This window comes from Kitasatospora phosalacinea (assembly GCF_000716545.1).
GTDB lineage: Bacteria > Actinomycetota > Actinomycetes > Streptomycetales > Streptomycetaceae > Kitasatospora > Kitasatospora phosalacinea.
The window spans coordinates 19797-31190 of record NZ_JNWZ01000047.1 but is presented as its reverse complement, the minus strand read 5'-3'; the positions used below and the strand labels follow the sequence as shown (position 1 = coordinate 31190).

At 75.0% G+C, this 11394-nt stretch carries 12 protein-coding genes; 5 read left to right on the top strand and 7 right to left on the bottom strand.

Annotated elements, in window-relative coordinates:
* Nucleotides 1-25: 25 nt before the first annotated feature.
* The 4 genes from OO48_RS22875 to OO48_RS22860 all read left to right on the top strand — a co-directional run bounded on the left by OO48_RS22875 (nucleotide 26) and on the right by OO48_RS22860 (nucleotide 3067).
* Nucleotides 26-283 (top strand): hypothetical protein, encoded by a 258-nt coding sequence (locus OO48_RS22875; RefSeq protein ID WP_033219284.1) that lies wholly within the window; start codon nucleotides 26-28, stop codon nucleotides 281-283.
* A 96-nt stretch (nucleotides 284-379) separates the two neighbouring features.
* On the top strand, nucleotides 380-2092 hold the full coding sequence (locus OO48_RS22870) for a pyruvate dehydrogenase (RefSeq protein WP_033219333.1): 1713 nt from the start codon (nucleotides 380-382) through the stop codon (nucleotides 2090-2092).
* 131 nt (nucleotides 2093-2223) lie between these two features.
* Nucleotides 2224-2829 carry a helix-turn-helix domain-containing protein gene (locus OO48_RS22865; RefSeq protein WP_033219282.1) on the top strand — a complete coding sequence of 202 codons (606 nt, stop codon included), beginning with the start codon at nucleotides 2224-2226 and terminating at the stop codon, nucleotides 2827-2829.
* 58 nt (nucleotides 2830-2887) lie between these two features.
* Nucleotides 2888-3067 carry a DUF6126 family protein gene (locus OO48_RS22860; protein ID WP_033219280.1) on the top strand — a complete coding sequence of 60 codons (180 nt, stop codon included), beginning with the start codon at nucleotides 2888-2890 and terminating at the stop codon, nucleotides 3065-3067.
* Here OO48_RS22860 and pdxR read toward each other — a convergent pair.
* Entirely contained in the window at nucleotides 3055-4485 is a 1431-nt protein-coding gene (gene pdxR / locus OO48_RS22855) for a MocR-like pyridoxine biosynthesis transcription factor PdxR (protein WP_033219278.1), read from the bottom strand. The two genes, OO48_RS22860 and pdxR, sit on opposite strands and share 13 nt — an antisense overlap.
* A 50-nt stretch (nucleotides 4486-4535) precedes the next feature.
* On the opposite strand from pdxR, the gene OO48_RS22850 reads away from it, so the two are divergent.
* Nucleotides 4536-5009, top strand: a complete 474-nt coding sequence (locus OO48_RS22850; protein ID WP_033219276.1) for a carboxymuconolactone decarboxylase family protein — start codon at nucleotides 4536-4538, stop codon at nucleotides 5007-5009.
* Nucleotides 5010-5055: 46 nt separating this feature from the next.
* On the opposite strand, the gene OO48_RS22845 is transcribed toward OO48_RS22850, so the two are convergent.
* The 6 genes from OO48_RS22845 to OO48_RS22820 form a co-directional block, all read right to left on the bottom strand.
* Entirely contained in the window at nucleotides 5056-6219 is a 1164-nt protein-coding gene (locus OO48_RS22845; RefSeq protein ID WP_033219274.1) for a S53 family peptidase, read from the bottom strand.
* Nucleotides 6220-6352: 133 nt separating this feature from the next.
* Nucleotides 6353-8755, bottom strand: a complete 2403-nt coding sequence (locus tag OO48_RS22840; RefSeq protein WP_033219272.1) for a glycoside hydrolase family 65 protein — start codon at nucleotides 8753-8755, stop codon at nucleotides 6353-6355.
* Nucleotides 8752-9498 carry an HAD family hydrolase gene (locus tag OO48_RS22835; protein ID WP_033219270.1) on the bottom strand — a complete coding sequence of 249 codons (747 nt, stop codon included), beginning with the start codon at nucleotides 9496-9498 and terminating at the stop codon, nucleotides 8752-8754. Before OO48_RS22835 ends, OO48_RS22840 begins: the two co-directional genes overlap by 4 nt.
* A 74-nt stretch (nucleotides 9499-9572) precedes the next feature.
* Nucleotides 9573-10040 (bottom strand): SRPBCC family protein, encoded by a 468-nt coding sequence (locus tag OO48_RS37550; RefSeq protein WP_051732535.1) that lies wholly within the window; start codon nucleotides 10038-10040, stop codon nucleotides 9573-9575.
* Nucleotides 10041-10137: 97 nt separating this feature from the next.
* Nucleotides 10138-10755 carry an SDR family oxidoreductase gene (locus OO48_RS22825; protein ID WP_033219268.1) on the bottom strand — a complete coding sequence of 206 codons (618 nt, stop codon included), beginning with the start codon at nucleotides 10753-10755 and terminating at the stop codon, nucleotides 10138-10140.
* An 83-nt stretch (nucleotides 10756-10838) separates the two neighbouring features.
* Nucleotides 10839-11384, bottom strand: coding sequence for a GNAT family N-acetyltransferase (locus tag OO48_RS22820; protein WP_033219266.1), 546 nt, complete (start codon nucleotides 11382-11384; stop codon nucleotides 10839-10841).
* Nucleotides 11385-11394 lie beyond the last annotated feature (10 nt).

The window sequence follows — 11394 nt, the reverse complement described above, 5'->3', positions numbered from 1 at the left end:
GGGGACGGTCCTCGTTGCACCTGCCATGAAGAAGCTCACCGCCCTCGCCGCCCTGTCCCTGGCCGGCATCGCCCTCGCCCAGGCGCCCGCCCAGGCCGCCCCGATCGCCCAGGCCGGCGGCCTCGGCCAGGCCCAGGGCCTGGACACCGGCTACCACGGCGCCCTGCCGTCCACCGCCGAGCTGTGCCACCGCGACCTGGACCGGTACCCGGTGGTCGGCCCGCTCACCGACTCCGCCACCGGCGCCTGCGAGGCCCTCGGCGCGACCGTCGACGGGCGGTAGCCGCGCCCCCGGACACCCGAGCCGTTATGGTGCGGATGTCCGTTTCTTCCGTGGTTCCTGGCGTGAGGTGATCCCGTGGGCAGCGTGGCCGACCAGATGGTGGAGGTGCTCCGGCAGGCCGGGGTCGAACGCGTCTACGGGGTGGTCGGCGACAGCCTCAACCCGGTCGTCGACGCGATCCGCCGCGCCGAGGGCATCTCCTGGGTGCACGTCAGGAACGAGGAGGCCGGGGCGTTCGCGGCCGCCGCCGAGGCCGAACTGACCGGTCGGCTCGCGGTCTGCGCGGGCAGCTGCGGCCCCGGCAACACCCACCTGATCCAGGGCCTGTACGACGCCCAGCGCAGCGGCGTGCCCGTGCTGGCCCTGGCCTCGCACATCCCGTCCGGGCAGATCGGCACCGGATTCTTCCAGGAGACCCACCCCGAGCGGGTGTTCACCGACTGCAGCTCCTGGTGCGAGATGCTCTCCAACCCGGCCCAGCTGCCCCGGCTGCTGCGGGTCGGCATCCAGCACGCGCTGGGCTCCCCCGGCGTCTCGGTGCTGGTCTTCCCCGGCGACGTCGCCGCGCTCACCGCCCCCTCCCCCGCCGGCCGCAGCTCCTTCCTCACCGAGCAGGCGGTGGCCGCCCCGCCCTGGTCCCAGGTGCAGGCCCTCGCCGAGGCGCTCAACTCGGCCGGCACCGTGACGGTCTTCGCCGGCGCGGGCGCCCGGGGCGCGCACGAGGAGCTGATGCACCTCGCCGAGACGCTGAACGCCCCCGTCGGGCACTCGCTGCGCGGCAAGGAATGGGTGCAGTACGACAACCCGTACGACGTCGGGATGAGCGGCCTGCTCGGCTACGGCGCCTGCCACGAGGCCCTGCACGAAGCCGAGTTGGTGCTGCTGTTGGGCACCGACTTCCCCTACGACTCCTTCCTGCCGCAGGCCCGCACCGTCCAGGTCGACCACGACGCGACCCGGCTCGGCCGGCGCACCCCGCTGGAGCTCGCCGTGCACGGCGACGTCGCCGCCACCCTGCGGGCCGTGCTGCCGCTGCTGGAGCGCAAGGGCGACCGCCGCTTCCTGGACGCCATGCTGGAGCGGCACTGCAAGGCGCTGGAGACCGTGGTGGGCGCCTACACCAAGGACATCGACAAGCACCGGCCGATCCACCCCGAGTACGTCGCCTCGGTCCTCGACGAAGTCGCCGCCGAGGACGCGGTGTTCACCGTCGACACCGGCATGTGCAACGTCTGGGCCGCCCGCTACCTCACCCCCAACGGGCGCCGCCGGGTGATCGGCTCCTTCCTGCACGGCTCGATGGCCAACGCGCTGCCGCACGCGATCGGCGCCCAACTCGCTTTCCCCGGACGGCAGGTGGTGTCGATGTCGGGGGACGGCGGGATCGGCATGCTGCTCGGCGAACTGCTCACCGTGGCGAAGTACCGGCTGCCGGTGAAGACGTTGGTGTTCAACAACGGGGCGCTCGGCATGATCAAGCTGGAGATGCTGGTCTCCGGCTACCCCGAGGCCGAGATCGACAACGGCGACGTGGACTACGCGGCGATCGCCCGGGCCTGCGGCATCGCCGCCAAGCGGGTCACCGACCCGGCGAAGGTCCGCGAGGTGCTGGCCGACGCCCTGGAGCGCCCCGGCCCCGCCCTGATCGACGTGGTCACCGACCCCAACGCCCTCTCCATCCCCCCGCACATCACCGCCGCCCAGCTCAAGGGCTTCGCCCTGGCCGCCGGCCGCACCGTCCTGACCGGCGGCGTCGGCAAGATGCTCGACCTGGCCCGCTCCAACCTCCGCAACATCCCCCGCCCCTGACGGGAGGCGGGGCCGGTCGGCCCTGGTGCCGGGAGGGCCGGGAGCGGGAGACCGGGGCCGGCGACGGGGAGCCGGTTTGCCTGTGGGGCAAGTTTGTTGCCCCGGAGGCAGGGAGGGTGTCCACTTGTCCCATGACGGACAGCCCCCTCGACGAGGACCAGGAAGTCGCGGGCCTCGGCGCGCGGCTGCGGGAGCAGCGGGTCTCCAGCCGGTTGACGCTGGAGGTCGCGGCGGCCCGGGTGGGCCTCTCGCCAGCCTACTTGTCCCGCCTGGAGACCGGGCGCCGGCAGCCCTCGCTGCCGGTGCTGCTGGGCCTGGCCCGGGCGTACGGGACGAGCGTGGCCGAGCTGCTCGGCGAGCAGCCCGGCGCACCGGACCCGGTGATCCGGGGCGGGCGGGTCGAGCCGGGCCGGGCCGGCGGCTGGGGGTACCAGCGGGCCGGCGCCCCGGGCCGGGCGATGCAGGCGCTGCGGGTGCACGTGCCGCCGGGCACGCAGGACGCGGTGGTGCGGGTGCACCCGGGCGAGGAGTGGCTGTACGTCACCGGGGGCCGGATGAAGCTGGTGCTCGGCGACCGGGTCCACTTCCTGGACGAGGGCGACTCGGCGCACTTCGACTCGATGACGCCGCACGTGATCGCCGCGGACTCCGCCTCCGGCCTCGACCTGATCTTCGTCCACACGCTGCTGCAGAGCCCCGGCGGCGACCTGTGCCTGGGCGACGCCCCGCGCCTGTAGCCGCCCCGCCACCCCGACCGTCCCGCCCTCCACGCCCTCCACGTCAGGAGTCAGCGCCATGACCGACACCGGAAAGCCCGCCGCCCACGCCCCCGTCCCGAAGTACGCGGAGACCATGGACGCGGGCTACCGCGCCTCGAACCGGGTGTGGATCCGGGTGTGGATCTACATCGTCTCGGGCCACGTCTTCGTGGGCTTCCTGTTCCTGCTGTTCTACGTGGGCGGTCACAAGGGCTGAGCGAGCAGGTCGCACAGCGCGTCGAGCGCGGCCTCGAAGGCGTGCTCGGGCGGCGTGCCGTAGCCGATCACCAGCCCGGGGAGCCGTCCGGGCCCGGGGTCCGCGCCGGGTGCCAGGTGCCCGCCGAGGGTGGTCAGGGCGAGGCGGGCCCGCCCGGCCCGGTGCAGCAGTTCGTCCTCGCCGGGGCCGTCCGCGGGCAGTTCCAGGACGGCGTGCAGGCCCGCGTTGAGGCCGGTGACCCGGACGGCCGGGGCGCGTTCGGCGAGCACCTCGACCAGCCGGTCGCGGCGGCGGCGCAGCAGGTGCCGGCTGCGGCGGACGTGCCGGTCGTAGTCGCCGGAGTCGATCAGTTCGGCCAGGGTGAGCTGTTCCAGGGCGCCGCTCTGCCTGTCGGCCAGCCGCTTGTGCCGGGCCACCGGTTCGACCAGGGCGGCGGGCAGCGCCAGCCAGGCCAGCCGCAGGCCGGGGGCGAGCGACTTGGAGGTGGTGCCCGCGTACACCACCCGCTCGGGGTCGAGCGCCTGCACGGCGCCGATCGCGTGCCGGTCGTAGCGGAACTCGCCGTCGTAGTCGTCCTCCAGCAGGTAGCCGCCGGACTGCCGGGCCCAGTCGACCGCGGCGGCCCGCCGGGAGGCCCGCAGCGGGACGCCGGTGGGGAACTGGTGGGCCGGGGTGAGCACGGCCAGTCCGGCGTCGGTGCGGGCGAGCCGGTCGGTCAGCGCGCCGCCCTCGTCCAGCGGCAGCGGGCGCAGCGCCAGGCCGTGCGCGGTGATCGCGGCGTGCTGCGGCGACAGTCCGTACTGCTCCACCGCGACGGCGCGCAGGCCGTGTTCGCGCAGCGCGGCGCAGAGCAGGCCGAGGCCCTGCAGGTAGCCGGTGCAGATCAGCAGCCGCTCCGGGTCGGTGCGCACGCCGCGGGCCCGGGCCAGGTAGCCGGCCAGGGCGCGGCGCAGTTCGATCCGGCCGCGCGGGTCGCCGTAGTCGAACGCCTCGTGCGGGGCGGTGGCCAGGGCCCGGCGGGCGGCGGCCAGCCAGGCGGTGCGCGGGAAGCGGCTCAGGTCCGGCGAGCCGGGGCGCAGGTTGTGCACGGGCACCTCGGGGACCGGCAGGCCGGGCGGCGGCGCGGCGGGGGCGGGCTGCGGTCCGCGCTCGGCGACCACCGTGCCGGAGCCCTGCCGGGAGGCGAGCCAGCCCTCGGCGGCGAGCTGGGTGTACGCCTCGGCGACGGTGTTGCGGGCGACGCCCAGGTCGGCGGCGAGCGCCCGGGAGGACGGCAGCCGCGTCCCGGCGGCGAGGCGGCCGTCGCGGACGGCGGTGCGCAGCGCGTCCTCCAGGGCGGCGCGCAGGCCCAGGCCGCGGGAGCGTCCGGCGTCCAGGTCGAGGTGCAGGTCGCCGCCGAAAGTGGCCCAGGAATCCATTCCCCGAATGAACCACACCACCGGTCCACCGCGCGCCTACGGTGGGCCGTATGACCGACGACTCCACCGTTCCCGCCCCCGCCCTCCGCATCTCGCTGCGCGAACGCGCCCCCGGCTTCCACCGCCCGCTGCTGGAGGCCTCCCGGGCCGCGATCGCCGGCCTCGCCGACCCGGTGCTCGCCGAGCTGGTCAACCTGCGCGCCTCGCAGATCAACGGCTGCGCGTTCTGCCTGGACAAGCACGCGAGCGACGCCCGCGCGAACGGCGAGCGCGAGCACCGCCTGGACACCCTCGCCGCGTGGCGGGAGACCCCGTACTTCACCGCCCGCGAGCGCGCCGCGCTGGCCCTGACCGAGTCGGTCACCCTGGTCGCCGGGACCCGCGTCCCCGACGCGGTGTTCGACGAGGCCGCCAAGCACTTCTCGGAGTCCGAACTGGCCCACCTGATCGGCCTGATCTGCGCGATCAACGCGCTGAACCGGGTGGCCGTGACGAGCCGGCTGACGCCCGCGCCGAAGGGCTGAGCGGGCGCGGGGCGCCCGGCGCGGCCGGTCTCCCGCGCCCGGGGCGTCACGGTTCCCGGAACGCCTCCACCCCGTTCGGGCTGCCGAGCCCGGTCGGGCCGTCGTAGCCCGGTGCCGCCGCGCAGAGGTAGGCGGGGGTGCAGGTGACGGGGGTGGGGCCGGTGGTGACGTCGTGGAGGGCGGCGGGGTGGCGGTAGGGGAAGGAGGCGGGGCGGCTGCCGGGGGACGGGGGGCCGGCGAGGGCGTAGGCGGCGGCGATGATCGGGGCGGCGGCGGAGGTGCCGCCGTAGGTGTACCAGCCGTTGCCGCCGTAGGTCTGGTAGACGGCGACGCCGGTCGCGGGGTCGGCGACGGCGGCCACGTCGGCGACGGTGCGGTGGTCGCAGCCGGGGTCGCTCTGCCACTCGGGTTTGGGGAGCCGGGCGGAGCAGCCGCTGCCCGCGCCCTCGTCCGGGCCGGTGGTCCAGGCGGTCTCGCTCCAGCCGCGGGCGGAGCCGTCGGGGCGCAGGGTGGTGCCGCCGACGGCGACCGTGTGGGGTGAGGAGGCGGGGAAGTTGACGCCGTACCCGGAGTCGCCGGAGGCGGCGGCGATGACCGTGCCGGGGTGGTCGAAGTAGCGGCTGTCGTAGTCGGCCGCGTTGGCGTTCTCGGTGGTGCCCCAGCTGATCGAGACGTACCGGGCGCCGAGCGCGACGGCGGTGTTGACGGCCGTTCCGAGGTTGCCGACGGCGGCGCTGTCGGCCTCGACCAGGAGGATCCGGGCGCGCGGGGCGATCGCGGAGACCATGGCGAGGTCGAGCGCGGTCTCGCCGGCCCAGGCGGTGTTGCCGCGCGGCAGCCGCGTGCCGCCGCGCTGGTCGGTCTTGCGGAAGCAGCCGCTGTCGGTGGTGCAGGGGGGCAGCCCGTAGTGGCGGCGGTAGACGTCGAGGTCGGCTTCGGCGCGGGGGTGGTCGTAGGCGTCGACGACGGCGATGGTGGCGCCTTCGCCGCCGTCGGCGGGCAGCCCGTACGCGGCGCGCAGTTCGGCGGGGCCGTAGCCGTCGTCGGCGTCGGCCGCCGTGCCGACGACCCGCAGCGCGTCGCAGCCGGCGGTGTCGGCGCGGGCGGGGGCGGTGCAGGTGCGCACCCAGCGCGGGGTGGCGCGGGCGGCGTGGGCGGGGGCGGCGGTGAGGGCGGTGAGCAGGGCGGCGGTGAGCGCGAGGGTGCGCAACGGGGCCTCCGTTCGGGGGGCGGAACCGGAGGCGGCAGGCGGATGCTCCCGCACCCGCCGGTTCGCGGGGGTGCAGGGAGTGTTGACGGGCGGTCAGGTCGGTACACGTGCGCTCACCCGCCCGGCCGAGGGGCTACTCGGCCGGGAGGTGGTCGACCGCCCCGACCTGGACGCGGGCCTGGCTGTGCCGGCGGGCGGGCTCCCGGCCGGGGGGCTGGGCGGGGCGCTCCTCGGGGGCGTCGATCCGGGCGGTGGGGCGGCTGACCGGCTTGCCGGCCTCGATCCGCAGCTGCTCGTCGTCGTGCAGGACGGGCAGCAGGCTGCCGCGGCGCAGCGTGTACGTGGTGGTGGCGTGGGTGATGTCGACCCGCAGCAGGTGCTCGCGGACGTTCATCGAGAAGCACAGCCGCTGCAGCCCGGCGGGCAGCCGGGGGCGGAAGGAGAGCAGCCCGGTGTGGTCGCGCAGGCCGCCGAACCCGGCGACCAGCGCGATGCAGGCGCCGGCCAGCGAGGCCATGTGCAGGCCGTCGCGGGTGTTGCCGCCGAGGTCGTGCAGGTCCATCAGGGCGGCTTCGGCGGTGTAGTCGTAGGCCAGGTCGAGCTGTCCGACCTCGGCGGCGATCACCGCCTGGGTGCAGGCGGACAGCGAGGAGTCGCGGACCGTCAGGCGCTCGTAGTAGGCGAAGTTGCGGGCCTTCTGCTCGGGGGTGAACACGTCGCCGCGGACCTGCATGGCGAGCACCAGGTCGGCCTGCTTGACCACCTGCTTGCGGTACAGGTCGAAGTACGGGTAGTGCAGCAGCAGCGGGTACTTCTCCGGCGGGGTGGCCTCGAAGTCCCACGTCTGGTGGTCGGTGAACCCGTCGGCCTGCGGGTGCACGCCGATCTGCTCGTCGTACGGGATGAACATCTTGTCGGCGGCGTCGCGCCAGGCCGCGGCCTCCTCGGTGTCCACCCCGAGCAGCGAGGACTCGTGCCGGTACTTCAGCGCGGTGTCCGCCGCGTTCCACAGGTTGGACTGCGCCATCACGTTGGTGAACACGTTGTTGTCGGCGACCGCCGAGTACTCGTCCGGCCCGGTGACGCCCTCGATCCGGAAGTTGCCCTTGGCGTCGTGGTGGCCCAGCGAGCGCCACATCCGGGCGGTCTCCACCAGCAGTTCCAGGCCGTTGGTGCGCTCGAACTCGGTGTCGCCGGTGGCCCGGACGTAGCGGACGACGGCGGCCGCGATGTCCGCGCCGATGTGGAACGCGGCGGTGCCGGCCGGCCAGTACCCGGAGCACTCCTCGCCGCGGATCGTCCGCCACGGGAACACCGCGCCCGCCAGGCCGAGTTGGGCGGCCCGCTCGCGGGCCATCGGCAGCGTGGTGTGCCGCCAGCGCAGCGCCTGCTTGACCGCGTCCGGCAGGCAGTAGGTGAGCACCGGCAGCACGAAGGTCTCGGTGTCCCAGAACGAGTGCCCGTCGTAGCCGGGCCCGGTCAGGCCCTTGGCCGGGATGGCCCGCTCCTCGCTGCGGGCGCCCGCCTGCAGCACGTGGAACATCGCGAACCGGACGGCCTGCTGGAGCTCGACGTCACCCTCGATCTCGATGTCGTTGTCGGCCCAGAACCGGCCCAGGTACTCCTTCTGCTCGGCCACCAGCCCGTCCCAGCCGGTGTACCGGGCGGCGGTCAGCGCCGCCTCCACCTGGTCCCGGACGGCGGGCAGCGAGCGCGTCGCCGACCAGCCGTACGCCAGGTACTTGACCAGCCGCAGCTTCTGCCCGGCGTTCAGCACCGTGGTGGCGGTGATCCTGGCCTGGTCGTCGGAGGACTCGGCGGTGGTGTCGATCCGCTCCGGCCCGTCGACCACGTGGTCGATCGCAGCGGCCACCCGCAGCCCGGAGAACCGGGTGCGGTGCACCAGCACGCCCTTGGTGCCCTGGGCGTACTGCAACTCGGCGGCCAGCGGGGCCTCCAGCACGGCCGCCGCCCGCGGGTCGCTGTCGCCCGCCTCGCCCGGCAGCTGCTCGTTGGCGACCAGCTCGGACTGCAGGACGATCCGCACCGGCCCGTCCACGGCCTCCACCGTGTAGTCGACCGCGCACACCGCCCGCTGGGTCAGCGACACCAGCCGGGACGAGGTCACCCGCACCGTCCGCCCGGCCGGCGAGGTCCACTCGGCCTCCCGGTGCAGCACGCCGTCCCGGAAGTCCAACGTCCGTCGGTGGCTGCGCAGTTCGCCGTAGCGCAGGTCGAACGGCTCGTCGTCGACCAGCAGCCGGATCAGCTTGCCGTTGGTGACGTTGATGACGCTCTGCCCGGACTCCGGGAAGCCGTAGCCGCTCTCCGCGTACGGCAGCGGGCGCAGCTCGAACACGCCGTTCAGGTAGGTGCCGGGCAGCCCGTGCGGCTCGCCCTCGTCCAGGTTGCCGCGCAGCCCGATGTGGCCGTTGGACAGCGCGAACACCGACTCGGCGCGGGCCTGTCCGGGCAGGTCGAGGCCGTGCTCGGTGATCCCCCACGGGTCGACGGTGAACGACTCGGACGGGCTCATCCGCGCTCCTCCAGCAGTTCCGCGAGGTCGTCCACCACCACGGACGCGCCGTGCTCGCGCAGCGCCGCGGCCTGCCCGGTGCGGTTCACGCCCACCACCGCGCCGAAGCCGCCGGCCCGCCCGGCCGCGACGCCCGCCAGCGCGTCCTCGAACACCGCGGCGTGCTCCGGGGGCACCCCCAGCCGCTCCGCCGCCGCCAGGAAGGTGTCGGGGGCGGGCTTGCCCGCCAGGTGGTCGCGGGCCAGGGTCAGCCCGTCCACCACCACCTCGAAGAAGTCGTCGATCCCGGCGGCCCGCAGCACGTCCCGGCAGTTCGCGCTGGAGGACACCACCGCGCGCGGCAGCCCGAGTTCGCGCAGCCGGCGCAGGTACGCCACCGAGCCCTGGTACGGCTGCACGCCCCGCTCGCGGATCAGCCGCAGCACGGTGTCGTTCTTCGCGCTCGACAGGCCGTTGACGGTGCGGGTGCCCGGCGGGTCCTGCGGGGTGCCCTCGGGCAGCTCGATCCCGCGCGAGGCCAGGAACTGCCGGGTGCCGTCCAGCCGGGGCCGCCCGTCCACGTACCTGTCGTAGTCGCCGGCCGGGTCGAACGGCGTGAACTCTCCGCCGGTGCGCGCCGCTTCGGCCCGCAGGAAGGTGTCGAACATGTCCTTCCACGCCGCGGCGTGCACCTTCGCGGTCTGGGTCAGCACCCCGTCCAGGTCGAACAGGAAGCCCTTGATGCGGTCCGGAAGTCCCAACATGCAGCCAGTCTCACCCGTACGCGCCGCTCCATGCCGGTCATCGTCCGAACCGGCGCGTCGCACCGCGCACGCCGTCAGTCCGCCTCCGCGTGCACCCCCGGGTGCGGGTGCGCCGCCGGGACGAACAGCGGCTGCCGGCGGCCGCTCTGCACGTAGTCCTTCAACCGGACGACCAGCTCCGCCCACCGGCCCGCCGCCACCGGCACCGAGGGGCCCGCGTCGACGGGCCAGCCGAGGTGGCGCAACAGCAGCAGCGACTGCCGCGCGCCGTCCGGGTGGTCGAAGAAGTCCCAGGTCACCGTCGTCCCCTGCCAGGCCGGCGGGAACACCCCGACGCTGCGCCAGGCCACCCGCTCCAGGTCCGCGCGCTCCCGGCGCAACCGGAGCGGCTGCGGGGCGTCGTCCACCGTGAACAGCAGGTCGTCGCCGTCCCGGTCCAGCTCGGTGGTCCACCAGGACGCCAGCCCCTCGCGGGTGTCCAGCGCCGCCAGCAGCCGCTCCCGGGGCGCCGCGACATCGACCTGCAGGGCGATCTCGGCCATCGCACTCACCTCAACCACCACCATCCCGCCCGACCCGGCGCCGGGCAACCGCGGTCGCGCCGCGGCGGGGCCGCAGTGGGACGTAGTGGGGCCGCGGTCAGGTCGTGAGCTCCAGGGTCTGGTGGATCGTCGACGCGTCGTCCAGCAGCCGCACCAGGGTGTGCGCGACCTCGTCCCGGGAGACCTGGCCGAAGCGGTTCGGCGGCGGTGCGAGGTGCGCGTGCCGCTCGGTGGGCTCGTCGGTCAGGCCGCCCGGGCGCAGCACCGTCCAGTCCAGCGGGCGCTCCTTCACCGCCTCCTCGGCCGCCCGCTTCGCCCTCAGGTACGCGTCGAACTCCGGCGAGACCTCCGGGTCGCCGATCCGGTCCAGCCCCATCGAGGACACCAGCAGGTACCGCCGCACCCCCGCCAGCCGCGCCGCGTCCGCCAGCAGCACCGCCCCGTCCCGGTCCACCGTCTCCTTCCGGGCCGATCCGCTGCCCGGCCCGGCCCCGGCCGCGAACACCACCGCGTCCGCGCCCTCCAGGTGCCCGGCCAGCTCCTCCACCGGGGCCGCCTCCAGGTCGCACACCACCGGCCGGGCCCCCACCGCGTGCAGGTCCCCCGCCTGCGCGGGGTTCCGGATCAGCCCGGCGACGGCGTCGCCCCGGGCGGAGAGCAGCTTCGAGAGCCGCAACGCGATCTTGCCGTGCCCACCTGCGATCACCACGTCCATGGAACGCGACGCTACCCGCGGGGCGCCGGGGGCGAAACCCGGGCGAACGGGGGCGCGGTCCCCCGCGCCCCCGGGGTGCGGCGTCAGACGTCGTCCTGCCACTCCGTGGAGAGGACGCCCATCTGGACCTGGTCGTGCCAGCCGCTGGCCCGGAAGACGGCTTCGCGGCGGCGGCCCTCCTCGGTGAAGCCGGCCCGGCGGTAGGCGGCGAGGGCGCGGGTGTTGTAGCCGTTGACGGTGAGCTCGATGCGGTGGAGGCCGAGTTCGGCGAAGCCGTAGCGGATGGTGGTGCGCAGGACGTCGGTGCCGAGGCCGCGGTCCTGGTGGGGCGGGCCGATGATGATGGCGAGAGTGGCGCAGCGGTCCTTGGGGGTGGCGCCGTAGAGGGTGACGTGGCCGGCCAGGTCCCCGGTGTCGAGGGTCTCGACGGAGAGGCCGAGGTCGGTGCCGGTGTTCTGGCTCCAGGAGCGGAACATGTCGGCGAGCCGGGCGTCGGGCTGGGGGTGCACGGGGCCGGTGACCTGCTGGATGGCGAGGCCGGGTTCGCGCCACCAGGCGGTGAGCCGGGGCAGGTCGGTCTCGCGGAGTTCTCTGAGCCGGACGAGTCTGCCGCTGAGCGGGTCGGTCATGCCGGAGGGG

What these genes read in the sequence shown, in the direction of transcription:
- OO48_RS22860 (WP_033219280.1), top strand. Translation starts at nt 2,888, where the DNA reads ATGACCGACACCGGAAAGCCCGCCGCCCACGCCCCCGTCCCGAAGTAC.
- OO48_RS22835 (WP_033219270.1), bottom strand. Translation starts at nt 9,498, where the DNA reads ATGTTGGGACTTCCGGACCGCATCAAGGGCTTCCTGTTCGACCTGGAC.
- OO48_RS22850 (WP_033219276.1), top strand. Translation starts at nt 4,536, where the DNA reads ATGACCGACGACTCCACCGTTCCCGCCCCCGCCCTCCGCATCTCGCTG.
- OO48_RS22840 (WP_033219272.1), bottom strand. Translation starts at nt 8,755, where the DNA reads ATGAGCCCGTCCGAGTCGTTCACCGTCGACCCGTGGGGGATCACCGAG.
- OO48_RS22870 (WP_033219333.1), top strand. Translation starts at nt 380, where the DNA reads ATGGTGGAGGTGCTCCGGCAGGCCGGGGTCGAACGCGTCTACGGGGTG.
- OO48_RS22825 (WP_033219268.1), bottom strand. Translation starts at nt 10,755, where the DNA reads ATGGACGTGGTGATCGCAGGTGGGCACGGCAAGATCGCGTTGCGGCTC.
- pdxR (WP_033219278.1), bottom strand. Translation starts at nt 4,485, where the DNA reads ATGGATTCCTGGGCCACTTTCGGCGGCGACCTGCACCTCGACCTGGAC.
- OO48_RS37550 (WP_051732535.1), bottom strand. Translation starts at nt 10,040, where the DNA reads ATGGCCGAGATCGCCCTGCAGGTCGATGTCGCGGCGCCCCGGGAGCGG.
- OO48_RS22820 (WP_033219266.1), bottom strand. Translation starts at nt 11,384, where the DNA reads ATGACCGACCCGCTCAGCGGCAGACTCGTCCGGCTCAGAGAACTCCGC.
- OO48_RS22865 (WP_033219282.1), top strand. Translation starts at nt 2,224, where the DNA reads ATGACGGACAGCCCCCTCGACGAGGACCAGGAAGTCGCGGGCCTCGGC.
- OO48_RS22875 (WP_033219284.1), top strand. Translation starts at nt 26, where the DNA reads ATGAAGAAGCTCACCGCCCTCGCCGCCCTGTCCCTGGCCGGCATCGCC.